At 68.5% G+C, this 24,211-nt stretch carries 21 protein-coding genes and 1 pseudogene; 11 read left to right on the top strand and 11 right to left on the bottom strand.

Annotation, left to right across the window (positions count from 1 at the left end; genetic code table 11):
• Positions 1-121: 121 nt before the first annotated feature.
• Complete coding sequence (locus ACTWPB_RS24010; RefSeq protein ID WP_446222802.1) at positions 122-802, bottom strand: TetR/AcrR family transcriptional regulator; 681 nt, start codon at positions 800-802, stop codon at positions 122-124.
• A gap of 147 nt (positions 803-949) precedes the next feature.
• Between ACTWPB_RS24010 and ACTWPB_RS24005 the strand changes: the two genes are divergently transcribed.
• Complete coding sequence (locus ACTWPB_RS24005; protein ID WP_446222801.1) at positions 950-2,524, top strand: succinic semialdehyde dehydrogenase; 1,575 nt, start codon at positions 950-952, stop codon at positions 2,522-2,524.
• Between the two features lie 28 nt (positions 2,525-2,552).
• Positions 2,553-3,380 (top strand): SDR family oxidoreductase, encoded by an 828-nt coding sequence (locus ACTWPB_RS24000; protein WP_446222800.1) that lies wholly within the window; start codon positions 2,553-2,555, stop codon positions 3,378-3,380.
• 159 nt (positions 3,381-3,539) lie between these two features.
• On the opposite strand, the gene ACTWPB_RS23995 is transcribed toward ACTWPB_RS24000, so the two are convergent.
• Positions 3,540-4,346, bottom strand: coding sequence for a putative protein N(5)-glutamine methyltransferase (locus ACTWPB_RS23995; protein ID WP_446222799.1), 807 nt, complete (start codon positions 4,344-4,346; stop codon positions 3,540-3,542).
• A gap of 64 nt (positions 4,347-4,410) precedes the next feature.
• The gene (locus ACTWPB_RS23990; RefSeq protein WP_446222798.1) at positions 4,411-5,283 is read right to left on the bottom strand and encodes a YdcF family protein; all 873 of its coding nucleotides are present in this window, start codon (positions 5,281-5,283) and stop codon (positions 4,411-4,413) included.
• Positions 5,284-5,453: 170 nt separating this feature from the next.
• Here ACTWPB_RS23990 and ACTWPB_RS23985 point away from each other — a divergent pair, with 170 nt between their 5' ends.
• Positions 5,454-6,305, top strand: coding sequence for a bifunctional 5,10-methylenetetrahydrofolate dehydrogenase/5,10-methenyltetrahydrofolate cyclohydrolase (locus ACTWPB_RS23985; protein ID WP_446222797.1), 852 nt, complete (start codon positions 5,454-5,456; stop codon positions 6,303-6,305).
• A gap of 59 nt (positions 6,306-6,364) precedes the next feature.
• Here ACTWPB_RS23985 and ACTWPB_RS23980 read toward each other — a convergent pair whose 3' ends face one another.
• From ACTWPB_RS23980 to ACTWPB_RS23970, 3 genes and pseudogenes are all read right to left on the bottom strand, one after another.
• Positions 6,365-7,753 carry a hypothetical protein gene (locus tag ACTWPB_RS23980; RefSeq protein ID WP_446222796.1) on the bottom strand — a complete coding sequence of 463 codons (1,389 nt, stop codon included), beginning with the start codon at positions 7,751-7,753 and terminating at the stop codon, positions 6,365-6,367.
• Between the two features lie 110 nt (positions 7,754-7,863).
• Positions 7,864-8,235: pseudogene (locus tag ACTWPB_RS23975) on the bottom strand (L,D-transpeptidase); the annotation flags it as partial.
• 400 nt (positions 8,236-8,635) lie between these two features.
• A complete protein-coding gene (locus tag ACTWPB_RS23970) occupies positions 8,636-9,295 on the bottom strand; it encodes a cyclodeaminase/cyclohydrolase family protein (RefSeq protein ID WP_446222795.1) in 660 nt (219 codons plus the stop codon).
• Between the two features lie 149 nt (positions 9,296-9,444).
• On the opposite strand from ACTWPB_RS23970, the gene ACTWPB_RS23965 reads away from it, so the two are divergent.
• Positions 9,445-10,482 carry an LLM class F420-dependent oxidoreductase gene (locus ACTWPB_RS23965; RefSeq protein ID WP_446222794.1) on the top strand — a complete coding sequence of 346 codons (1,038 nt, stop codon included), beginning with the start codon at positions 9,445-9,447 and terminating at the stop codon, positions 10,480-10,482.
• A 64-nt stretch (positions 10,483-10,546) separates the two neighbouring features.
• On the opposite strand, the gene ACTWPB_RS23960 is transcribed toward ACTWPB_RS23965, so the two are convergent.
• Complete coding sequence (locus ACTWPB_RS23960; RefSeq protein ID WP_101468711.1) at positions 10,547-10,882, bottom strand: STAS domain-containing protein; 336 nt, start codon at positions 10,880-10,882, stop codon at positions 10,547-10,549.
• A 376-nt stretch (positions 10,883-11,258) separates the two neighbouring features.
• Here ACTWPB_RS23960 and ACTWPB_RS23955 point away from each other — a divergent pair, with 376 nt between their 5' ends.
• From ACTWPB_RS23955 to ACTWPB_RS23945, 3 genes are all read left to right on the top strand, one after another.
• The gene (locus tag ACTWPB_RS23955; RefSeq protein WP_446222793.1) at positions 11,259-11,738 is read left to right on the top strand and encodes a cation:proton antiporter regulatory subunit; all 480 of its coding nucleotides are present in this window, start codon (positions 11,259-11,261) and stop codon (positions 11,736-11,738) included.
• Between the two features lie 61 nt (positions 11,739-11,799).
• Positions 11,800-12,282, top strand: coding sequence for a cation:proton antiporter regulatory subunit (locus ACTWPB_RS23950; RefSeq protein ID WP_446222792.1), 483 nt, complete (start codon positions 11,800-11,802; stop codon positions 12,280-12,282).
• Between the two features lie 10 nt (positions 12,283-12,292).
• Positions 12,293-13,486, top strand: a complete 1,194-nt coding sequence (locus tag ACTWPB_RS23945) for a cation:proton antiporter (RefSeq protein WP_446226460.1) — start codon at positions 12,293-12,295, stop codon at positions 13,484-13,486.
• 95 nt (positions 13,487-13,581) lie between these two features.
• On the opposite strand, the gene hutG is transcribed toward ACTWPB_RS23945, so the two are convergent.
• Positions 13,582-14,499 carry a formimidoylglutamase gene (gene hutG / locus ACTWPB_RS23940; RefSeq protein WP_446222791.1) on the bottom strand — a complete coding sequence of 306 codons (918 nt, stop codon included), beginning with the start codon at positions 14,497-14,499 and terminating at the stop codon, positions 13,582-13,584.
• Positions 14,496-15,686, bottom strand: a complete 1,191-nt coding sequence (gene hutI, locus ACTWPB_RS23935) for an imidazolonepropionase (protein WP_446222790.1) — start codon at positions 15,684-15,686, stop codon at positions 14,496-14,498. Before hutI ends, hutG begins: the two co-directional genes overlap by 4 nt.
• Before the next feature lie 207 nt (positions 15,687-15,893).
• Here hutI and hutH point away from each other — a divergent pair, with 207 nt between their 5' ends.
• Entirely contained in the window at positions 15,894-17,453 is a 1,560-nt protein-coding gene (gene hutH, locus ACTWPB_RS23930) for a histidine ammonia-lyase (protein WP_446222789.1), read from the top strand.
• A 249-nt stretch (positions 17,454-17,702) separates the two neighbouring features.
• On the opposite strand, the gene helR is transcribed toward hutH, so the two are convergent.
• The gene (gene helR / locus ACTWPB_RS23925) at positions 17,703-19,895 is read right to left on the bottom strand and encodes an RNA polymerase recycling motor ATPase HelR (RefSeq protein ID WP_446222788.1); all 2,193 of its coding nucleotides are present in this window, start codon (positions 19,893-19,895) and stop codon (positions 17,703-17,705) included.
• A 141-nt stretch (positions 19,896-20,036) separates the two neighbouring features.
• A complete protein-coding gene (gene hutU, locus ACTWPB_RS23920; protein WP_446222787.1) occupies positions 20,037-21,713 on the bottom strand; it encodes a urocanate hydratase in 1,677 nt (558 codons plus the stop codon).
• An 85-nt stretch (positions 21,714-21,798) separates the two neighbouring features.
• Here hutU and hutC point away from each other — a divergent pair, with 85 nt between their 5' ends.
• The 3 genes from hutC to ACTWPB_RS23905 all read left to right on the top strand — a co-directional run bounded on the left by hutC (position 21,799) and on the right by ACTWPB_RS23905 (position 23,950).
• On the top strand, positions 21,799-22,554 hold the full coding sequence (hutC, locus tag ACTWPB_RS23915; RefSeq protein ID WP_446222786.1) for a histidine utilization repressor: 756 nt from the start codon (positions 21,799-21,801) through the stop codon (positions 22,552-22,554).
• A 463-nt stretch (positions 22,555-23,017) separates the two neighbouring features.
• Complete coding sequence (locus tag ACTWPB_RS23910; RefSeq protein ID WP_446222785.1) at positions 23,018-23,344, top strand: hypothetical protein; 327 nt, start codon at positions 23,018-23,020, stop codon at positions 23,342-23,344.
• Between the two features lie 9 nt (positions 23,345-23,353).
• Complete coding sequence (locus ACTWPB_RS23905; protein ID WP_446222784.1) at positions 23,354-23,950, top strand: hypothetical protein; 597 nt, start codon at positions 23,354-23,356, stop codon at positions 23,948-23,950.
• The last annotated feature ends 261 nt before the right edge of the window (positions 23,951-24,211 follow it).

Raw genomic sequence — 24,211 nt, 5'->3', positions numbered from 1 at the left:
TAGACCGGCGGCCTACTCGGCACCCTCGTCCAACGCTCGACCCAGCTGTCGCGGGCCGGTGCGGCGCTGCTGTCGATCGCCCTGGCCACGGCTGGTCGTGCTGCCGAGGAACCGGCGGCGCTTACAGGTCGGGGAACAGGCCGGGTAGTTCCATCGCGTAGGCGAGATCGTCGCGGGTGCCGAGGGTGACCAGCAGCACGCGAATCATCGTCACCCTGGCCTCGGACGCCAGCGCCGGATCGGGATCGCTACCCGGCTCGCTGCCCTCGGTGAGCCGGTAGACGACGTACTCGCACACGTGCAGTGCCGCGTCCAGGTCGAGCGGGGCGGGCACCGGGCGCCCGAGATCGCCGAAGGTCTTGCGCACCAGATCGCGAATGTCGTCGAGCGCGCGTTCGCGGTAGCCCGAGACGACCGACCGGGGATCGTGCAGCTCGGCGAACAAGGGCCGCAGCATCGGGCCGTGCCCGCGCGCCCAGTCCACATACGCGTCGATCAGCCGGATACCCAGCTGCACCGGCTCGCCGGTACCTGCCAGTGCCGCGCGGATTCCGCCGACCAGACCCTCGTTGGACGCGTCGAGTACCGCGTGCAGCGGCTCGGACGCATTGCCGAAATAGCGGTAGAAAGTGGGTCTGGCCAGCCCGGCCTCTTCGATGATCTGGGCGACGCTCAACCCGCGCGAGCCGTTGCGCGCGAACACCGCGGCGGTCGCCTCGACGATCCTGGCGCGGACCTCGTCGGCCTGCTGCTGGGTTTGCGGCGGGCGCCCGCGACGCACCGCCGTCGATTCCCCGGTCATCGCACCTCCCTCACAGCCGGTCATCGCGCACTGAAAGCTTGACACGAACCAGGGCGCTGGCATTAATCTAACACTAGTGTTCAGTAAATGACCTGAACGTGCGCGATCCGTTCCGCGCGATCCACCTGTTGAAGAGAAGGGCCGACAATGACGACAGCCCCCGAGCTGACCGCCGAACCCACCGCGCTGCCCGCCGCGCTGGTGAAGCCCCTGTTCGAGCGCGGAGTCGCCGGTGGCGCACCGTCGGTCGCGGTCTTCGCCCCGGCCACCGGCCACAAGATCGGCGACCTGCCGCAGTCCTCGGTGGCCGATATCGAGCGCGCCTTCGCCGTCGCCAGGCACGCGCAGCGCGACTGGGCCAAGGTGGGAGTCAAGCAGCGCGCCGAGATCGTGCGCCGCTTCCACGACATCGTGCTCGCCGAGCAGGACACCATCCTCGACATCGTGCAGACCGAGACCGGCAAGTCCCGGCCGCACGCCTTCGACGAGATCGCCGACGTCGCGCTCAACGCGCGCTACTACGCCACCGTCGCTCCCACCCTGCTCGCCGAGCGCAAGCCGCGCGGGGTGCTGCCGGTGCTCACCTCGGTCGAGGTGCGCAACCGGCCCAAGGGCGTCGTCGCGGTCATCTCGCCGTGGAACTACCCCCTCGCCCTGGCGGCTTCCGACGCGTTGCCCGCCCTGATCGCGGGCAACGCGGTCATCGCGCGCCCCGACAACCAGACGGCGGTCTCGGCGCTGTGGGCTATCGACGCCGCCGAGCGGGCCGGGCTGCCGCGTGGTCTGTGGCAGGCCGTGCTCGGCCGTGGCCGCGAAATCGGTGGCGAGGTGATCGCGCGCGCCGACTATGTCGACTACACCGGTTCCAGCGCTACCGGCCGGACCATCGCCCAGCAGGCCGGTGAGCGTCTGATCGGCTACTCCCTCGAACTCGGTGGCAAGAACCCGATGCTCGTGCTGGCAGACGCCGATGTCTCCAAGGCCGCGAAACTGGCTGTGCGCGCGTGCTACTCCTCGGCCGGTCAGCTGTGTGAGTCGATGGAACGCATCTATGTCGACGCGTCGGTCTACGACCAGTTCGTCGCGGAATTCGTCGGCAATGTCAAGAACATGTCGCTCGGCGGCGAACTCGACTACAGCCGGGACATGGGTTCGCTGACCTTCCAGCGTCAGCTCGACACCGTCAGCGCACACGTGGACGACGCGGTCGCCAAGGGCGCCAAGGTGCTCGCCGGTGGTCGTGCCCGCCCGGATCTCGGTCCGTACTTCTACGAGCCCACCGTGCTCGCGGACGTGGCGCCCGGCATGACGGTCTACCGCGAGGAGACCTTCGGCCCGGTGGTCTCGGTGTACAAGGTCGACTCCGACGAGGCCGCCGTCGAGGCCGCCAACGACACCGCCTACGGCCTCAACGCCTGCGTATGGAGCCGGGACGTGAACCGCGGCAAGGAGATCGCTGCCCGGATCAACGCCGGTTCGGTCAACGTGAACGAGGGTTTCAGCGCCGCCTGGGGCAGCATCGACGCGCCGTCGGGTGGTCTCGGTATCTCCGGCCAGGGGCGTCGCCACGGTGCGGAAGGCCTGCTGAAGTACATCGACACCCAGACCATCGCGGTCCAGCGGGTGCTGCCGATCGCGCCGCTGCCCGGCATGTCCGAGCAGATGTGGGCAAAGACGATGACGCTGGTTTTCGGCGTCATGAAGACGCTGCGCCAGAAGTAACCGAACACGAGCAGGGTAGGTAGCAGAGATGAAGCTGGAAACGGTCGCAGGCAAGCGGGTCCTGATCACCGGCGCGGCCATGGGACTCGGTAAGTTGTTCGCCGAGAAGGCCGTTGCCGAAGGCGCCGACGCGGTGGTGCTGTGGGATATCAACGAGCTGACGCTGCGCGAGACCGCGGCGCAGCTGACCGCCGCGGGCGGCAAGGTGCACTACTACGTGGTGGATGTGTCGTCGCAGGACGCGATTCGCGAGGCGGGCGAGGTGGTGCGCAAGGAGGTCGGCGGCATCGACATCCTGGTCAACAACGCGGGCATCGTGCGCGGCAACACCTACTTCTGGGAAACCGAGAACCGCTCCGACATCGACAAGACGATGGCGATCAACTCGCTGGCCCCGATGTATGTCACCCTGGAGTTCCTGCCCGGCATGGTCGCCGGTGCGGGCCAGGCGCGCGTGCTCAATATCGCGTCGTCGGCCGGTCTGGTCGCCAACCCGCGCATGGCCGTGTACGCGGGGTCGAAGTGGGCGGCGCTCGGCTGGTCGGATTCGGTGCGTATCGAGCTGGAGCAAGCGGGCCACGACCACGTGAAGGTCACCACGGTCTGTCCGACCTACATCAACACCGGCATGTTCGACGGTGCGAAGGGCATTCTGTTCACGCCGATGCTCGAGCAGAACGATGTTGTCGACACCTCGTGGTCGGAGATGAAGAAGGGCGGTGCCCTGGTGGTGCTGCCGTGGACCTCACGGATGAACCGGGCGCTGACCGGTCTGCTGCCGATCAAGGTTCGCGACCTGTACCTGAACGCGGTGGGCGTGTACCACTCGATGGATCAGTTCACCGGACGCAAGTAGGCATTCGGTGCGGGGGTGCCCCCGTCGACCGGTCGTGGCGGCGATCGTTCGACGGGGGCATCGTCATGTCGCGCGACAGTGTGTGCACGTCGGCATCGACTGCCATGTCGAAATCCCTGATCGGGTCTCGGCTAGTGGTTCAGCGTGTGGTGGCGGCGATCAGCGAGATTCCCTGGTACCGACGATCACGGTGGCGTAATACTCCTGCGACTCTGCCACGCGGGGTAGGAGACCATGCGCGGTGAGCACCGAGCACGCGGTATCGACCTGCCCCGCCCCGGTTTCCACCAGCACGGTGCCGCCCGGCGCCAGCCAGGTGGCCGCACCCTCGGCGACCCGCCGGAACACATCGAGCCCGTCCGTCCCACCGTCCAGTGCGGTCAGCGGCTCGTGCTCGCGCGCTTCCGGCGGCAGGTCCGCGACCCGGGCGCTGGGCACATATGGTGTGTTCGCGAGCATGATGTCGATGCGCCCGCGCAGGTCGCCCGGCAGCGCGTCGAACAGATCACCACCGAACACCGGTGCGCTCAGCGGCGCGAGATTCTCACGCGCGCAGGCGACGGCGACGGAGTCGATATCAGCGGCGACGAGCTCGACATCGCACCCCCGTGCGGTGAGCTCCGTCGCCGCGCTCAGCCCGAGTGCCCCACAGCCACAACACAGGTCGACCACACAGGCTCGCGTCGTGCCCGGCGCGACGCCGTCCACCGCCTGATCCACCAGAAACGCGGTGCGCTGACGCGGCACGAAAACCCCTGGTCGCACCCCGACTCGCAGCCCACGGAATTCCACCCAGCCGAGCAGATATTCGAGCGGAGTCCCTGAGATCCGCTGTCGGACCAACGCATCCAGCCGCCGTGGATCGCCGAGGGCCGCCTCGATCAACAGCGTGGCCTCGTCCTCGGCGAACACACATCCCGCACGCCGCAACGTCACGACCACCTCGGGGAAACTGGAACCGCTCATGCGCCGATTGTTCCTGACCGGGCAAGCGAATTATCACCGCGCGCCGTGGTCGGGAAGCCACGACTCAGCGTGCAGTGTCGAGTTCGAAGGTGCGGGTCGCGTCGAGGTAGATCCCGCGCTGGGCCTGGCGCGCGGGCGGGGGCAACTGGGAAACCAGCTGTTCGAGCGAGGTCATCGCCCCGACCACAGCCGTCCCCGCCACGATGAAGTCGGCGACCGCGCGCCGAATGTGATTCGGGGAGGTCACCACCACCGCGCTGGTCGCACCGAGATCGCGCAGCAGCCGGGTACTGAACAGTGCGTTCTGCACCGTCGACCCGGCCCGATCCTCCACATGGATCCGATCGCCCGGCAGCCCGCGCGCGACCAGCCAGCGCCGCATGGCCTCGGCCTCGGAGATGCCGTTCTGCGGATTGCCGCCGGTCACGATCACCGGGGACAACGGTGCGGCGACCGCCTGCAACCACGCCGCGGTGAGCCGGTTCTCCAGCTCCGGTCGCAGCGCGCCGTCGGGTAACAGGCCGTAGCCGAGGACCACGATGCCGGTCTGCGGACCGACCAGTGCGGGCAGCGGATTGGGCAGGGTAGCGGCGGCCGCGGTCACCGCGTGCAGCACATGGTTGGTACCCGCCGCCATGCCGGCGTCGATCCCGCCGAGCCGGGCCAGCGCGTCGCCGACGGCGGCGGTGTCGCCCGCGTAGTGCGACCAGATCGCCTGTAGCGCGAGCGCCTCGGCGTCCTGCGGATCGGCGGCGATGAGGGCGCGCAGGTCGGCTCGCCCCGCGGCATCGTCACCGTCGGCGAAATGCCGCTGCGCCGAGTTGTACAGCGCGGCCACGTCCGCCTCCGCGGCGGCGGGGCCGACCGCGGTGCCCGTCAGTGCGGCTGCGGTGACGACAGCGGCGGCCACCTGTTTCCAATGCCTCGAGATCCTCACGACAGTCGATACCCTTCCCGCGAACGGTTCGGTACGTGCTGGCATAGCTGATGACAGAGCAGGCAACACCCTACGACCGGAGCTCAGGGCCGCGGCGGACCTCGACCAGCTTGCGCGCGTCGCGGCCCGGCGGCAGGCCGTCGGCCCGGCGGCGGATAAGGTGACTCACCGTGGATACCGCTTCGCTGACCGGCAAGGAACTCGCCGCCGCCATCAACGCCGACTCGAAGGAGCGCGCGGCCGCGCTCACCGCCGCGGGCACCGCGCCGACGCTGGCGCTGATCGTCGCCAACGACGACCCGGCGAGCGCCTGGTACGTGAACTCGCTGCGCAAGGCCGCCGAGCGGCTCGGAATCGCCTGCGAGCGCATCGATCTCGGTGCCGACGCGAGCGCCGAGGCGATTCGCGCCGAACTGAACGCGCGCAGCGCCGACCCGGCCACCGACGCGATCATGCTGCAGACCCCGCTGCCCGCGGGCGTGAACCTCGACGACGTGAGTTCGGCGATCGCCGCGGCCAAGGACGTGGACGGCGTCAGCCCGCTGTCGCTCGGCCTGCTCGCCTCCGGCCTCGACGGTTTCGTCCCCGCCACCTCCGAGGCGGTCGTCGAGTTGCTGAAGCATCACGGCATCGCGCTGCAGGGCCGCCTCGTCACCGTGGTCGGCCGCTCCAATATCGTCGGCAAGCCCGTGGCTCAGCTGCTGCTCGCCGAGAACGCGACCGTCACCGTCGCGCACTCACGCACCGCGGACCTGGCCGCGGTCACCACCCCCGCCGATATCGTGGTCGCCGCGGCGGGCCGGATCGGCCTGGTCACCGGCAAGCACATCGGCGACGGCGCCGTGGTGATCGACGTGGGCACCAATGAAGCCGAAGACGGCGGCATCGTGGGCGATGTCGACGCGGCGTCGGTCATCGGCAAGGCGGCGGCGCTGAGCCCCGTCCCCGGTGGTGTCGGCCCGGTGACCACCGCGCTGCTCATGCGCCACGTGGTCGTCGCGGCCGAGAACGCCCGCGCCTGAACGCCTTTCGTGATCGGGCTGTGCGATCGCTCAGCTGCTGATCGGCCCCTCGTTCGGGTCTAGCGCGGTGCCGCCCCGAACGAGGTGATCAGCGTTTTCTTGCCGACCACGGCGGTCTCCACCAGCTGCGGTGTGTAGGTGCTCGGCGCCGAATCCGGCCGGAACGCGGTGACCTTGACAAGGTACTGATCGGCGAAGGCACCCGGGGTGATCTCCACACAGTGCGTGGTTCCCACCGGAGTGGAGTCGATTCCGGCCTGGATGGCGGCCGCGGAGGGTGCCACGGCACCGGCGGCCACGAGGGTCCGCGCCTGATCACCGGATCGCGCGACGTAATAGGCGTGCTGGAAGGCCAGGATCGCCGCGATGCCGGACTCGGTGCCGCCGGAGCCGTTGCCCCGCACCATGGCGCCGATCTGCTCGGTGGGGCACTCGACCGTCACCGGGCTCGCCGAGCCCGGCACGAGCGGAGTGCTCGCCGCCGTGGATGCCGGTGCGGGCCCGCGCAGTTGGACATAGGTGCCGCCGAGCAGGACGACACCGGCCACCGAGGCGACCAGTGGTGCGACCCATCGGGGCACGCGCCGTCGCTTGGAGCGGTCGATCATTCGCGCGAAGACTTCGTCATCACCGTTGTAATCGGGTGCGGGACGCGAGGGCTCGCTGTCCGCACCACGGGCGTCGGCTGTCGCACGTGACGTAAAGGTGTCCGCGTCGCGGTAATCGGGTGCCGGGCGTGGCGGGAAGGTGTTGGTACCGCTGTAGGTGGCTGCGGGGCGTGGCGGGAAGGTGTCGGTACCGCTGTAGGTGGCTGCGGGGCGTGGCGGGAAGGTGTCGGTACCGCTGTAGGTGGCTGCGGGGCGTGGCGGGAAGGTGTTGGTACCGCTGTAGGTCGCTGCGGGGCGTGGCGGGAAGGTGTCGGCACCGCTGTAGGTTGCCGCGGGGCGCGGTGGGAAGGTGTCCGCACCACGGTCCTCGGGTGCGCGATGCGAATGCTGGGTCACCGCGGTGTCATTGCCTCGCGTGGGCCAATCGATGGCCGCCCACGTGGGGGCAGGGGAGGTGATGATCGGGATTTCGTCGGTGTCGGGCCCGTTGTCGTCGATCGAGAACGCGGTGTCCGGAATGCTGTGGCGCGCACCGGGATCGTATTTTCCGCCGACCACGGGCAGCCGGTCGGTGACGGTGGCGTCCCCCGGAACGACCCTGCCGTACTCGGAGTCTCGTAGTCCGGCGGCCGGAACGACCGGAATGCCGGCCGGTGTCGTCGGTCCACCCTCGATGCGATGGCGCGCACCGCTGACCGGCTGCTCGCTCAGCCGACGAGGCCGTGGCGCGCTCAGGTCGCGGGACCGCCGAATCGGGGTGAGTGCCGCGAGCGGAGCACCGGCCGAGCCCGGGTCCTGCTGTCGAGCCCCGATCGGTCTGTGCGCTTCCGGTCGATCCATCGCCCCACCTTCATCAGGCTCGTCGCCGTCAGGGTATGTCCCGCAACGATTTCGTTACGGGCACGATACTGCCCTGACGGCGCGATCGCCGAATGCCACGAGGGAAATGTTTACCAGTGGATGTAGACCTGATCGCCGATGCCGACATTCTCGAAGTACCAGGCGGCGTCGTCGGGTGCGAGGTTGATGCAGCCGTGACTCACGTTGGCGTTGCCCTGCGAGTCCACCGACCAGGGTGCCGAGTGCACCATCACGCCACCCCAGGTGAGCCGCACCGCGTATTCACCATCGATGATGTAGCCCTCCGGATCATCGAGCGGGATGCCGATGGTCCGTGAGTCGAACACCACCGACCGGTCCTTCTCCAGAACGCTGAAGGTGCCGGTGGGCGTCTCGAAACCGGGCTTGCCCATCGACGCGGGCATCACCCGCACGACCTGTCCGCCCTGGCTCACGGTGAAGGTGTGCGTCGACAGGTTCGCCTCGGCGTATGTGCCACCGCCGTATTGGGTGCGCTGGCCTCCGATCAAGTCCGCGGACGCGGCTCCCGACCAGGATGCGGCCAGTATTGCCGCCATGATCGCGACGAACAGGAAACGAACTGCGTTCCTCATAAACGCCACCCCTTCACTCACTCGTAGGCGGATTCCAAGTCTAGGCCGCCATGATCAACTCGACCTATCGAAGTGGTAACGGCCAACGGGTGTACCGGTGTGTCGTCTTGCGTCAGTGCAGGTCGGGACCTCGAAAAAACGTTCTCACTTCGAGATCGGTGATGCTGTACTCCATCCGAGGCGGCATCGTGGCAGATCGCCGCCGCGCATCGGCGCAGCGAATCCGGCCGGGTCCGCGGCGAGATCGTGCGCACCGCGGACGGCCGACTCAGCCGCGCACGGCGTGCAGCACGTCGCCGTGCAGGGCGTCGGCGCGCGCGGCGATGGTGTCCACGCGCAGCAGGGCGGCGGCGAACGGGTCACCGAGGTCGGCGGGCAGGGAGCCCACATTGATTTCGATGTTGAGCTGCGAGCTCATCGCCGCGGCGCGGGCGGCGTCGGCGGCGGCACCGATATCGGTGACCACGTTCGGATTGCCGATCGGCAGCAGTTCGGCGGCCAGCGAGAGGATTTCGTCGGCCTCGTCGACCACAGCGGCGGGCACGCGGGCGGCTTCGACCAGTGCCTCGTTGATCGCCGCGGTGCGGGCGGCGATCTCGGCGTCGGTGTCCTTGGGCAGCTTGTAGGCGGCACCGACGGCGGTGAACGCGGCCGCGTCGGCGTCGGCGAGTTCGAGGGACCTGGCCAGCGCGGCATCGGCGGCCACGATGATCTGGTCGATCACCGGCCGGTTCTGCGCGTCCTTGGCGCGGGTGGTGTAGCGCGCCACCATCGCCACCAGCGCGGCGGCCTGCGCGGCGTGCAGCGCGGCCACGGCCCCGCCGCCGGGGGCGGGCACCTTCGCGGCCAGCTCTGACAGATAGTGCTCCAAGGTCACCGAACCGAAGGAGGGGGCGATCTGCTGCGGCGACACGGTGGGCTGCGACACGACGGGGTGGCCTTTCGATGCGGCGAGAACTGCGTGGAATCTTGCCTCAACGCTACCGCGTGCCAGCCCACGCACCCCGCGCGACCAGCACCTGTGTCGACAGACCGACCGGTCGGGGTGTGCGCATTGTCCGAGGCTATGTTGAGTGCATGCGGATCGGATTGAGCATCAACTATTCGGGCGGTTTCAAGGAGACGGCGGCCGAGGTCGCCGACCTGGAGCGCGCCGGCCTCGACATCGTCTTCGTGCCGGAGGCGTACTCGTTCGACGCGGTGAGCGCGCTGGGCTTCCTGGCCGCCCGCACCGAGCGGGTGCAGCTGGCCTCGGGCATCCTGCAGCTCTACACCCGGACCCCCAGCCTCACCGCGATGACCGCGGCGGGGCTCGACTTCGTCTCCGACGGTCGCTTCATCCTCGGCATCGGCGCCTCGGGTCCGCAGGTCATCGAGGGCTTTCACGGCGTGCCCTACGACGCTCCGATCGGGCGCACCCGCGAACTGGTGGAGATCTGCCGCAAGGTGTGGCGTCGCGAGAAGCTCAACTACCAGGGCAAGTACTACCAGATCCCGCTGCCCGCCGACCGCGGCACCGGCCTCGGCAAAGAGCTCAAGCTGATCAATCACCCGGTGCGCGAAGACATTCCGGTGCTGCTGGCCGCGCTCGGTCCGAAGAACGTCGAGCTGGCCGCCGAGGTCGCCAACGGCTGGCAGCCGATCTTCTTCCTGCCGGAGAAGGCGAAGGATGTGTGGGGCGACGCGCTCGCCGCGGGCAAGGCCAAGCGTGACCCGGCGCTGGGCGAGCTCGACATCTTCGCCGGTCCCGCGCTGGCGATCGGTGAGAACGTGACCCCGCTGCTCGAGTTCGTGAAGCCGCACCTGGCGCTCTACATCGGCGGTATGGGCGCCAAGGGCAAGAACTTCTATCACACCCTCGCCACCAAGTACGGCTACGGCGCGGCCGCCGACCGCATCCAGGAGCTGTACCTGGCCGGTGACAAGCAGGGCGCGGCCAAGGCCGTGCCCGACGAGCTGGTGCGCGACGTGTCGCTGATCGGCCCGGAGAGCTTCGTGAAGGAGCGCGTCGCTGCGATGGCCGAGGCGGGCGTCACCACGCTCAACGTCACGCCGATCGCCGAGAACGCCGCCGGTCGCGTGAAGCTGATCGAGCAGCTGCGCACCCTCTGCTGACACCCACCGACGACAAACGCGCCGCCGCCGGAGTGGTTTCCGGTCGGCGGCGCGTTTCACTGTGTCAGGACGTGAACGACGCCAAGGCGGCGTCCAGGGTGGTGTGCATGGCGAACACCTGGTCCAGGCTCGTCATCTTCAGCTGACGGCTGGTGGCGGGTCCGTCGGCAACGACCGCGATCGAGGTGGTCTCGCCCGCCCGCTGATGCGCGGCGACCAGCGTCGCCATGCCCGCCGACGCCAAGAACCCGACCGCGGTCAGGTCGATCACCAGCGCCGCCGGTTTCTCGGCCAGAATGGCCTCGATGGTGGCATCGAGGGCGGGTGCGGTCGCCAGGTCGACCTCGCCGGTCACCGTCAGCACCGTGACGCCGTCGTGTACCGCCGTCGTGGTGGTCATCGTGTCCGTGAGTGGATACGCGTCTCCGGAAGAGTTGGTCACTGTTCAACAACACCCGACTTCGCCCGAATACGCAAGCCACAGCGGGTAGCGCCGCTCGATCGCCATGGTCGGCGCCGGTCTCGCGTCGCTCGAGACCGCTCAGTTCCTCGGTACCGCGAGTCCGGACGGTCGAGGACATTCGGCCGGGATCGGCGCGGCCCAGGCGCTCACCGATCCGCACGGCGCCACCCGCCGGCGATTCGCGCGCTAGCCGCGCGCCAAGTTCTCGGTTCTCGCAGGCGCCGAGGCCGGACCGGCGTTCGCGCCGAGCGTCGACGGACGGGTGCGCAGGGCAGGGGGTGGTGTTATTCCTCTCTGGTCGTACTGTGAGGGCGTGAACATCGATGTGACGCCTTTACCGGGAATCGGCGTGTGCAAGGACTTTCCGCTGGCGCAGGCGCGTCGCCGGATCGGCGTGATCGAGCATCGCGACGGCTCGGTCGACCTGGTCGTCTCGCGCGCCGGTGATTACGACTCGACCACCTCGATTCCCTTGTCGGACACCGAGATCGGCGTGCTGGCCGGATTACTCGGCGCGCCGCAGGTGGTGCAGAAGACGCGCGAGACCCACAGTGCGGGCGAGCTGTCGACCAGGCACTTCGCGATCGACCGTGGCAGTCGCTTCGACGGTCGACCGTTGCGCGACACCGAGATGCGCACCCGCACCAAGGCTTCGGTCGTCGCGGTGGTGCGCGCGGGCGAGGTGACCCCGTCGCCGGGAACCGATTTCACCTTCATCCCCGGTGATCTGGTCGTGGTGGTCGGCACCGACGAGGGTCTCGACGCGGCGGGGCGGCTGCTCGGCGCCGGTTGATGAATCCATACCGATAGTAAAGGGCAGGTAAGGTATCCCCTAGCTGAGGTTAGGTGATCCCATGAATGTAGAAGTCACATCCCTGCCGGGAATCGGTGTCCGCAAAGAATTTTCGCTGTCGAAGGTGGACCGCCGCATCGGCATCGTCGACCACCGCGACGGTGGTACCGACCTGATTTTCACCAAGGTCGGCGATCCTGATGCGACCGTTCAGATTCCACTGTCCGCGGTCGAGGCCCGCACGTTGGCGAGCCTGCTCGGCGCACCGCAGCTGGTCGCGCAACTGCGTGAAGAACATCGCGAACTCGACGGAGTGAGCACGCGATCTATGCCGGTGCCGCCCAATTCGCCGTATGCGTCACGGCGGTTGGGCGATACCGAGATGCGGACCAAGACCCGCGCCTCGATCGTGGCGGTCCTGCGCGCGGGGCAGGTCCTGGCATCGCCGGGACCGGAGTTCGTGTTCGCCAGTGGCGATATGGTCGTCGTGGTCGGCACGAATGCCGGGCTCGACGCCGCCGCTTCGATCTTGACCGACGGCTGAGCCGGTGCAGATCAGTGGAACCGCGCTGGCTTTGATCCAGCTGGGGGCTGTGTTCTTCGGGTTGGGTGTACTCGGGCGGATCGCGGCCCGCATCGGCCTCTCGCCGATCCCGCTCTACCTGCTCGGTGGTCTGGTCTTCGGTACCGGCGGGCTGATCGAGCTGCACGAGGTGGAGGACTTCATCCACATCGCCAGCGAGATCGGCGTCGTACTGCTGCTGTTACTGCTCGGATTGGAATACACCGCCGGTGAATTGGTCACCGGCATGCGTAAATCGTGGCCCGCGGGCCTGCTCGACCTGGTGCTCAACGCGACACCCGGGGTGATCGTGGCGCTGATGCTCGGCCTCGGGCCGACCGGGGCGATCGCGATGGCCGGTGTCACCTACATCTCCTCCTCCGGCATCGTCGCCAAGGTGCTCAACGACCTGGGTCGACTGGGTAACCGGGAGACGCCGACGATCCTGTCGATCCTGGTGTTCGAGGACCTGGCGATGGCGGTGTATCTGCCGGTGCTCACCGCGGTGCTGGCCGGTGTCGGGTTCGTGGCCGGGATGACCACCGTGGGTATCGCGCTGGTCGCGGTGACCGTGGTGCTCGTCGTCGCGCTGCGCTACGGCAAATACGTCTCGGCGATCGTGGCCAGTGAGGATCGGGAGATCTTCCTGCTCAAGCTGCTCGGTTCGGCGCTGCTGGTGGCGGGTATCGCCTCGGCGGTGCAGGTGTCGGCGGCGGTCGGCGCGTTCCTGCTCGGTATCGCGATCTCGGATTCGACCGCGCACGACGCCACCAAGATCCTCGAACCACTGCGTGATCTGTTCGCGGCGATGTTCTTCGTGCTGTTCGGTTTGAGCACCGATCCGACGACCATCCCGCCGGTACTGGGGTGGGCGATCCTGCTGGCCGTGGTCACCACCGTCACCAAGATCGCCACGGGCTGGTGGGCGGCCAAACGTGCGGGGGCGTCATCGCTGGGCCGAGCCCGCGCCGGTACGGCCCTGATCGCGCGCGGCGAATTCTCGATCGTCATCGCGGGTCTCGCGGTGGCCGCGGGTGCGGTGCCCGACGAATTCGCGGCGCTGGCCACCACCTACGTGCTCCTGATGGCCATCATCGGCCCGATCGGTGCCCGCATCGTGGAACCGGTCATGCGCCTGGTGGCCGGTCGCAAGCAGCGTGTGGAGGTCGACCCGCTCGCAGAATGACGACCCGGCTTCAGGAGCGCCCGATCGAGGACCCGTTTGCGCCGCAACAGTGCCACGGTCAGACCTACTTCTGAGTGGCTGTCGCGCACCGGGTCTCACTCGACGTGTCGGGTGACGATGCGGTGGACGATGCGGGCGGCGGTGCGGGCGGTGCGGTTGTCGATGTCGAGGCGGGGGTTGAGTTCGGCGATGTCGACGACCGCGAGGGTGCCGCTGGCGGTGACACGGTCGCCGACGGACTGGATCGTGGACAACGCAACACCGTATGCCGCAGGGGCACTCACGCCGGGAGCGACCGCCGCGGGCAGTACATCGAGGTCGATGGTGAGGTACAGCAGGTCGATCCCGTCCAGGAAATCGTCGACGAAGGTGGCGACCCGGGTCGGCTCGCAGTCGTCGTCGAGCAGATAGCGCACACCGAATCTGTGCGCGGTGTCGAACAAGTTCCTGGTGTTGCTGGGCTGGCTGATCCCGATCACCGCGTACCGGACGTCCTCGTCGGTCTCGAGTATCTGCCGGAACGGGGTACCGGAGGTGGGCGTGGGATCGGGGCGCAGGTCGAAATGTGCGTCGAGATTGAGGATTCCGACGATGCTGCCCGGCGCGCGGCGGGCGGAACCGGCCAGCCCGAGGTAGGTGCCGTAGGCGAGCTCGTGACCGCCGCCGAGGACGACCGGGAACGCGCCGTCGTCGAGCAGCGCGGACACGGTCTGGCCCAGTCGGCGCTGACCGTCCTCCAGCCGGTCGTCGGTGACGGCGATCGTGCCCGCGTCGAAGGCTCGCAGGTGCGTGGCGAGTGCCATCGGTGACAGTGCCCGCCGCAGCGCGTCCGGCCCCTGCGCTGCCCCGAGGCGGCCCTTGTTCCGGCGCACCCCTTCCTCGCAGGCGAAGCCGACGAACACGCACGCCCCGGGATCCTCACCCGGCTCGTAGGGCGTCACCACCTGATGCCAGCGCAGATACTCGGGCGCCGTGCCGTCCACGCGACCTGTCCATGCGGGGTCGGAAGTCACTGTGCCGCACCTCGATTCGGCACAACGAGCACACCCTCACGCCATACCTGGCCGACCAGGGGAACGCCGGGGCGGTAGGCGAGATGCAGATGCGATGGGGCCTCCAGTGCGATGGCATCGGCCCGGAAACCGGGGGAGAGGGCACCGATATCGCTGCGCCGCAACGCCTTCGCCCCACCCGCTGTCGCCGCCCAGACCGCTTCGTCGGGCGTCATGTGCATCTCCCGCACGGCTAGCGCGATACAGAACGGCAAGCTCGTCGTGTAGCTGGTGCCCGGATTGCAGTCCGCGCCGAGCGCGACGGTGACTCCCGCCTCCAGCAGCGCTCTGGCATCGGGATAGCTGTTGCGCGTACAGAAGTCGGCGCCGGGTAGCAGCGTGGCCACCGTGTCGCTGTCGGCGAGTGCGGCGATATCGGCACGGTTCACCTGCGAGACATGATCCACCGACGCGGCACCGAGTTCGACGGCCAGCCGCACGCCCGGTCCCTGATGCAGCTGATTGCCGTGTACGCGCGGCACCAGCCCGTGCGCGATCCCCGCGGTCAGCACGGCATGCGCCTGGTCGCGGTCGAAAGCGCCCTGCTCGCAGAACACGTCGATCCACCGGGCGTAGGGCGCGCATCGCGGAATCATCTCCGCGCACACCATCGTCACGTATTCGTCGGTGCGCCCGGCGTATTCGGGTGGCGGCACATGCGCGGCGAGCAGGGTCACCTCGTCGGTGAACCGTGCCGCGATCTGGACGCTGCGCAGTTCGTCCGCGACGGTTTGCCCGTAGCCGCTCTTGCATTCGACAGTGGTGCTGCCCGCCCGCAACGACTCGTCCAGCAGCCCGCGCACCGTCGCCGCGAGTTGCTCGTCGGTAGCGGCCCTTGTCGCCTCGATGGTGGTGCGGATGCCACCCGCCGCGTAGGGCAGCCCCGCCATCCTGGCCGCGAACTCCTCGGCGCGATCGCCCGCGAAGACCAGGTGTGCATGCGATTCGACGAATCCCGGCAGCACCGCGCGCCCGGCGAGATCGAATCCGGTGTCGGCTGCGGGTGCGCCGGCACTGTCACCGACCCACACCACCCGTCCGTCGTCGATGACGAGCGCGGCCTCGCGCCGGATCCCCAGCGGGCCGTCGCCCAGCGCCGGGTCGTTGGTGACGAGGGTGCCGATATCGCTCAGCACGGTGGTGGGCACGGGACGCCTCCTGGCTGCGAGTGTCGAGCATGGCGGTGTGCGCGGGGTAGATCATGTGTCGGCGTCCAGGCGCCAACTCACGTACGGTAGGTATAGACCTGTATAGACAAGGACGTCAAGGGTGGCCGCGCTGTCGCGGCTCGTCGATATGGCTGTATATACAGGTATGCGCAGGGATCGACCGGCCGCAGTGAAGGGAGAACCATCGTGAGCATCGACTCGGATCGGTCCGGGCCCGTCGTTGTCGGCCCAGGTCCGGTCTCGGCGCCGGATGTGGTGCGGGTGGCCCGGGGTGGTGCCGGGGTGGTGGTGTCGGACGAGGCTCTTGCCGCCATCGGGGCGAGCCGGGCGCGGATCGAAGCGCTGGCGGCGGACCCCACGCCGGTGTACGGCGTGTCGACCGGGTTCGGTGCGCTCGCCGTCCGCCATATTCCGCAGGAGTCACGTCAGCAATTGCAGCGCAGTCTGATCCGTTCGCATGCGGCCGGTTCGGGTGCCGAGGTGGAGCGGGAGGTGGTGCGCGCGTTGATGTTGCTTCGCCTGTCGACGCTGGCCACCGGCCGGACCGGTGTGCGCCCGGTCGTCGCGCAGACCTATGCCGCGCTGCTGTCGGCGGGAATCACCCCGGTGGTCTACGAATACGGCAGCCTCGGCTGTTGCGGCGATCTCGCGCCGCTGGCCCATGTCGGGCTCGCCGTGATCGGTGAGGGCACGGTGCGGGATGCGAATGGTGCCCTTGGGCCGGCCGCCGCAGCCATGGCCGCCGCCGGAATCGCCCCCGTCGAGCTCGCGGAGAAGGAAGGCCTCGCGCTGATCAACGGCACCGACGGCATGCTCGGCATGCTGGTGCTGGCCTGCCACGACCTGCGTGGACTGCTGCGCCTGGCCGATGTGGCCGCGTCGATGAGCGTGGAGGGTCTGCTCGGCACCGACAAGGTCTTCGCCGCCGACCTGCAGGCGCTGCGCCCGCAACCTGGCCAGGCGATCGCGGCCGCCAATATGGTTCGCCTGCTGGCTGATTCGCCGATCGTCGCCAGCCACGCGACCTCGGACTGCGCTGTCGTTCAAGACGCCTACTCGTTGCGCTGCGCACCCCAGGTGGCCGGCGCCGCCCGCGACACCCTCGACCACGCCGAACGGGTCGCGGGCTACGAATTGGCGAGCGCGGTGGACAATCCCGTCGTCACCCTCGACGGCCGTGTCGAATCCAACGGCAACTTCCACGGCGCCCCCCTCGCCTATGTCCTTGACTTCCTCGCCATCGTGATCGCCGACGTCGCCTCGATCAGCGAACGCCGCACCGACCGCTTCCTCGACAAGGCCCGCAACCACGGCCTGCCCCCGTTCCTGGCCGACGACCCCGGTGTCGACAGCGGCCACATGATCGCCCAGTACACCCAGGCCGCCATCGTCTCCGACCTCAAACGCCTGGCCACCCCCGCCTCGGTCGACTCGATCCCGTCCTCGGCCATGCAGGAGGACCACGTCTCGATGGGCTGGTCCGCCGCACGCAAACTCCGCCGAGCCCTCGACGGCCTCACCCGAGTCCTTGCCATCGAAGCCCTCACGGCCGCCCGTGCCCTCGACCTCCGCGCACCGCTGGCCCCGGCGCCGGCCACCGCGGCCGTCGTCGCGGCCCTGCGCACGGAGATCCCCGGCCCCGGCCCTGACCGCTACCTCGCCCCGGAAATCGAAGCAGCGGTTCGACTGGCGGCAACCGGGGCCCTAGTGGCTGCCGCCGAGTCGGCGGCAGGCCCCCTGGGCTGATCTGCCCGGTGGCCCGGCTCGCCGACGCGTTGCCATGGGATGTTCGCAGTGACCCGACCGAAACGGATCGCTGGGTCGGGCCGCACGTTCGAACTGCTGCGGGGAGCGCGCCGCCAGCGTGCCGCTGTGACGACCGATGCCTGCGAAATCGCCGATCGCCGCGCCGGTGGTCCTGACCGCAGGATGCCGATCGCGCTGCCGAGCGGGATTGTGCCGACCGGCAGCGCGGAGGTGCGGTGCGTGAAATCGCTACGCCGGCAACTGTTGTGCTGGTTCGACCGGGGTGAGCCCGCGCAGCGGCTCCGGCAACGGGCTCTGGTGCGCGACGCCGAGACGCTGGGTGGCACGGGTCAGGGCGACGTAGAGTTCGGCGGCGCCGCGGGGGCCGTCGGCGAGGATTCGCTGCGGGTCGACGACCAGGACGGCGTCGAACTCCAAGCCTTTCGTCTCCGACGCGGGCACTGTTCCCGGCACGCCGGGGGGACCGATCACGATGCTCGTCCCCGCCAGCTCGGCCTCGTCCCGGACGAATTCCTCGATCACGGTGGGCAATTCGTCCGTGGTCACCCGGCGCGACCACGGTGCGACACCGCACGAGCGAACCGAGTCGGGCGGCCGCACATCGGGCGCGAACTCGGCGAGCACGTCGGCGGCCACGGCCATGATCTCCGCGGGGGTGCGGTAGTTCACCGTCAGGGAACGGTAGATCCACCGGCCGGGGACGTAGGGCTCCATCATCGAGCCCCATGAGGTCGCGCCCGCCGCGGACCGGCGCTGCGCGAGATCGCCCACGATCGTGAAGGATCGGCTCGGGCAGCGCCGCATCAGCACCCGCCAGTCCATCTCCGACAGTTCCTGGGCCTCGTCGACCACTACGTGCCCGTAGGTCCACTCACGGTCCGCCGCGGCACGTTCGGCGAGTTCGCGCGTGTCGCGCTCGAGGAAACGTTCGGCCAGGTCTTCGCCGTAGAGCATGTCCTGGGCCAGCAGATGGTCTTCGTCGTCCATCAGGTCCTCACGGCTGATCAGGGTGTCGAGCACACCCGCCGCGTACTCGGCCTCGGCCTTGCGTTCTCGCTCGGCGGAGTCGTCGGCGGCCTTGTCGCGACCGAGCAGGTCGACCAGTTCGTCGAGCAGCGGCACGTCCGACACCGTCCACGCGCCACCGTCGGCCCGCCACAGCGCCTCGTCCGCACCTGCCGCCCGCAGCCGATCGGGTGACGAATACAGCTGGGACAGCACGGTTTCCGGTTGCAGAATGGGCCAGCACTGATCGAGCGCCGCGGTGAACTCGGCCGTGTCGGCCAGCTCGCGGAGCAGGTCGGCCCGCAGTTGTTCCCATGCTTCGGTGTCGTCACGAGTCAGCCAGCCCTCGCCGATGCGGGCGATCGCGCGCTCGGTGAGGACATAGGTGATGATCTCGGCGAACACCGCGCGCGCCTCGTTGTGTGGGCGACCGCTCTCCCGTGCTTCCTGCCTGGCCCACTCCGCGGTCGCGGCGTCGATCCGCACCGTCACATCGGTCAGCGCGATCGTCAAGGGCGCCTCGGGCAGGCGCTGTCGATCGGCGATCGTCGCTGCCAGGACATCGAGGATGCGCAGCGAGCCCTTGAGCCGGGCTGCCACGGGGCCGTCCTCCGCGGTCGGGTGCAGCCCGGGAACGAGATCGGCGGTGGTGGCGAACACGACATTGGTCTCACCGAGCGAGGGCAGCACGTGGGCGATGTGATTCAGGAAAGCCGGGTTGGGGCCGACCACCAGCACACCCTGCCGTTCCATCCGCCTGCGCTGGGTGTAGAGCAGGTACGCCACGCGGTGCAGCGCCACCACGGTCTTCCCGGTGCCGGGACCGCCCTCGATCACGGTCACGCCGGGGTGCTCCACGCGGATGATCTCGTCCTGTTCGGCCTGGATCGTCGCGACGATATCGCGCATCCCGTCCCCGCGTGGCGCGTCGACGGCGGCGAGCAGCGCGGCATCGGCTCCACCCTCGCTCCCGTCCGGACGGCCGAGCACCTCGTCGGTGAAATCCACCACCTGACGTCCCCGCGTATGAAACTGACGACGCCTGCGCATGCCCTCCGGGTTGGCCGCGGTGGCGACATAGAACGCGCGCGCCGCGGGGGCCCGCCAGTCCAGCAGCAGCTGTTCGAGGTCGTTCGACTCGTCGAACAACCCGATCCGGCCGATATAGGACCGCTCGCCCGACGCCGCGTCGAGCCGGCCGAAACACAATCCGTTGTCGGCCACGTCGAGGCGCTGTACCTGTTTGCCCAGCGCCCGCACCTCGTTGTCGCGCTCCATCGGGGAGTCGCCCTTGGCGCGCAGGGCCGCGCCGTAGCGGCCCTTCACCCGTGCCCGCTCGGCATCGAGGCGCGCGTACAACCCGGCGACATAGCGTCGCTCGGACCGGCGTTCCTCTTCGTACCCGTGCGCTGACATAGGCCCCTAACTGTACTTTTCCGGTGCGATCGGATGATTGTGCAGCACCAACGGGGCCTTGCCGCAAGTCCCCACATGCGCTATATATTGACAGTGGAAAGAGCCCCGGCACCGCCGGGGCTCTCGTCATATCCGGGCCGGTCAGCCTTCTTGCATCGGGATGCGTACCCCGCGCTCGCGAGCCACCTCGGCCGCGTGCTCGTAGCCCGCGTCGACGTGGCGCATCACACCGGTGCCAGGGTCGTTGGTCAGCACGCGCGCCAGCTTCTGCGCGGCCAGGGCGGTGCCGTCGGCGATACACACCTGGCCCGCGTGGATCGACCGGCCCATCCCGACCCCGCCACCGTGATGGATCGACACCCAGCTCGCGCCGGAGGCGGTATTGAGCAGCGCGTTGAGCAAGGGCCAGTCGGCGATCGCGTCGGAACCGTCGGCCATCGCCTCGGTTTCGCGGTAGGGGGAGGCCACCGAGCCGGAGTCGAGGTGGTCGCGGCCGATGGCCAGGGGAGCGGACAGCTCGCCCGAGGCGACCATCTCGTTGAATCTCAGGCCCGCGCGGTGCCGTTCGCCGTAGCCGAGCCAGCAGATCCGGGCAGGAAGACCCTCGAACTTCACCTTCTCGCCCGCCATGGTGATCCAGCGGCGCAGATGTTCGTTGTCGGGAAACAGCTCCAGGATCGCCCGGTCGGTGGCGGCGATATCGGCCGGGTCGCCCGAGAGCGCGGCCCAGCGGAACGGCCCGAGGCCCTCTTCGAAGAGCGGGCGGAGGTAGGCGGGAACGAAACCGGGAAACGCGAAAGCCCGGTCGTAGCCGCCCTTTCGGGCCTCGTCGCGAATCGAGTTCCCGTAGTCGAACACCTCGGCCCCGGCGTCGGAGAATCCGACCATCGCCTCCACCTGCTCGGCCATCGACGCCCGCGCCTCGGTGGTGAACCAGACCGGGTCCTTCTCGGCGAGGGTGTGCCAGTCGTCGAGTGCGACCCCGATCGGCAAGTAGCACAACGGATCATGCGCGGAGGTCTGGTCGGTGACGATGTCGATCGGCGCGGCCATGGCCAGCAGTTGCGGAAACACCTCGGCCGCGTTACCGACCAGGCCGATCGAGAGCGGCTTGCGCTCGTCGCGCGCGGCGATGGCCAGATCCAGTGCTTCCCGTAAGGTTTCGGCCTCGGTATCGAGGTAGCCGTGGGCGATCCGTCGTTCGATCCGCGCCGGATCGCAGTCCACGCACAGGGCGACACCGCCGTTCATCGTCACCGCGAGTGGTTGCGCACCGCCCATCCCGCCGACACCCGCCGTGAGGGTGATCGTGCCGGCGAGGGAACCACCGAAACGCTTGCGCGCCACCGCACCGAAGGTCTCATAGGTGCCCTGCAGAATGCCCTGGCTGCCGATATAGATCCACGACCCGGCCGTCATCTGCCCGTACATCATCAGCCCCAGGTGCTCGAGCTTGCGGAACTCTTCCCACGTGGCCCAGTCGCCGACGAGATTGGAATTCGCCAGCAGCACCCTCGGCGCCCACTCGTTGGTACGGAACACCCCGACCGGCTTGCCCGACTGCACCAGCAAGGTCTCGTCCGAGGCGAGGGTTCGCAGCGTTCGCACGATCGCGTCGAACGCTGCCCAGCTGCGCACCGCCCGTCCGGTCCCGCCGTAGACGACCAGGTCATCGGGACGTTCGGCGACCTCCGGATCGAGGTTGTTCATCAGCATCCGCAGCGCGCCCTCCTGCTGCCATCCGAGGGTCTGCAGCTCGGTGCCGCGCGGAGCGGACACGGGACGTGGGCCCGAGACAGGTGACGGCGCGTCGTTCATGAGGCCAGTATAGTCCTGTATATACAGGTGACGTCGGCGTTCGGGCGCACCGTATTCTCTGGGCGAGGCGAGGAGATTTTCGGTGGTGGCAATCGAGGTAATCGATGCGGAGCTGGCCGCGCTGTACGGCGAGCTCGGCAGCGAATTCGCGGCGTACGAGCGGGTGAAGCAGCTGATCATGGCGCAGATCACCGCGCGACGGTGGAACGCGGGGGAGCAGATCCCCTCGGAGAACCAGTTCGTCGCCGCCCTCGGCCTGTCCCGGATGACGATCAATCGCGCCCTGCGTGACCTGACCGCCGACGGTGCGCTCACCCGGGTGATGGGTGTCGGCACCTTCGTCGCGGCGAGCAAGGCCACCTCGCCGCTGTTCGAGGTCCGCAATATCGCCGACGAGATCACCGGCCGCGGACACCGTCATCGCACCGAGGTGGTGTTCGTGCGGTCGGAGGTGCCCGGCGACCAGGATCTCGCGAATACGATGGGCGGCAAGGTATTCCACTCGCTGCTCGTGCACTTCGAGGACGGTGTGCCGATCCAGCTCGAGGATCGCTACGTCAACCCGGCGCAGGCCCCCGGCTACCTCGCCCAGGACTTCAGCGCCGTCACCCCGAACGTCTACCTCAGCGAGGTCGCCCCGCTGCTGCGCGGCGAGCATGTCGTCGAGGCGGTGCGGGCGGCTCGCGAGGAGTGCGCACTGCTCGGCATCGACGCCGACGAGCCGTGCCTGCTGATCCGCCGCCGCACCTGGTCGTCGGGTGGGCTGGTCAGCGTGGCACGGCTCGTGCACCCCGGTTCGCGAAATCGCTTGGAGGGCAGTTTCGGTAGCGAACCGAGCTGATTGCGCGCGGTGACGGTCGATCCACGCGTCGAACAATGTGCCCGGTGACTCGAAATCGCCGTAGCCTCTTGGCAATTGCGCGATGGCATTTCGATCAGGGAGATGTTCGAACTGTTCTCGGTGCGGTTGTATTACCGGCTACTTATCGGCGGCACCGATCCCACCGAAACGTCAGCCGTTGTCGAAATCGTTCTCGATGGCCTGCGACCAGCTCGATGAGAACGGTGAAGGGGGCGTGATCGGTGCCTGAAATTGTTATCTGATCTGAATGAAATCCGACTCTAGCAAATCTGTAGCTACCTAGAAAATAGTGTCTGAACTGGGTGTATGTCGAATAGCTGGATCGGGTTCAGTTTCGGGTTATCACTGTTTCGTGACGAAGTGCGCGCTATGCCGGATCGGGGCTGTACGTTTGGGACTCGATAGTTTCGCTGGTTCCATTCAGGTAACGGAGAGGGCGGAAATGGCTACAGTCACGCAGCCGTCGGGGCCGCACACCATGATCTCCCGACGCGATCTCTCCGCAGCGAAAACAGCGATGACGCCGTCGAGTCTGGTCACTCTCGGGTTGATCTTGTTGATCCCCGTGTTCATCACGGTGGGGCCGATCTTCGCGTTGGCGTTGATCGCGCGAAATCATGGTGTCGGCTGGTCCGGCGGGGTGATTTTCGGGGCGATCGCGGCCGTCATCGTGATGTCGGTGCTGGCCGCGGCGTGGGCGTTCCGCCTGGCGTGGCGGCGCGGTTGCGCCGCCGCGCGGCGCCCGTTCGGTTCTTCTCTCGTGCGGTAGGAGGTCGACATGCAGACGCACCGGCAAGCGGCGACGCCCCTCATCGAACCGCCCGCGGTCACCGCTGCCGACGAATGCCGCCGCCTGCGGATCGTCGCCCGGATCGAGGCGCCCCACCTGTGGGACTCCACCGCCGCCCGGCTGCTCGACTGCGCGCGTCGGCGTTGGCAGGGCAGGCCCGATATCGCCGATCACCCGGCGTTGCGCCGCTGGTCGCAGATCCAGGACTCCCAGCAGCGGCCCGAACAGCCTTGCCTGCGCACACTTTTCGCTGCCTACGCCTCGGGTTCGCTGGTCGGCGGTGATCCCTGTGCCGACCTGGCCGCCGCAGTCATGCTCCTGGCGAGCTGCCCTGCCGAAGCGGTCCAGCAGGCCGACCCGCTCAACAGCCAGTACACGGTGCGCTTCTCGGTGTATGGCTACCGCGAAGACGATCTGCCCCTGGCCGAAGACCTGATCACCACCGCCATCCTGGCCTGCGGCACCCTGCTGGCCCGTCGCTGCACGATCATGCACCCCCCGGCCCGTTCCACGGCGCCACTGGTCGACCATCCGACGCCGGACCTGCTGGTTCTCGGCAACCGCGGCAGTACCGCCGCCCGCTGATCCCTTCGGTCGGCGCTTGGCGAGCGGGGTGTCCGGTCCTCCGTGCGGTCGGCGGCGGACTGCGGCGTTTCGCGCCTTTTCGCTTGACACTTCGGTGGCTCGGTATCTTGCAAGCGAAACTAATAGTGCTGCAACATATTTCAATGTGCCGCCGATCCTGATGTCGGATCGTCGCAGACCTCCGGGTCGGTTCCCGATCGCGCCTCGGCTCGCGGGAAGGCGCTGCGGATTGTATGGTTCTGACAGAGCTGCACTGTCACC

This window comes from Nocardia sp. IBHARD005 (genome assembly GCF_052814245.1).
The sequence above is the reverse complement of the archived record's forward strand: the minus strand, read 5'-3'. Positions and strand labels throughout refer to the sequence as shown.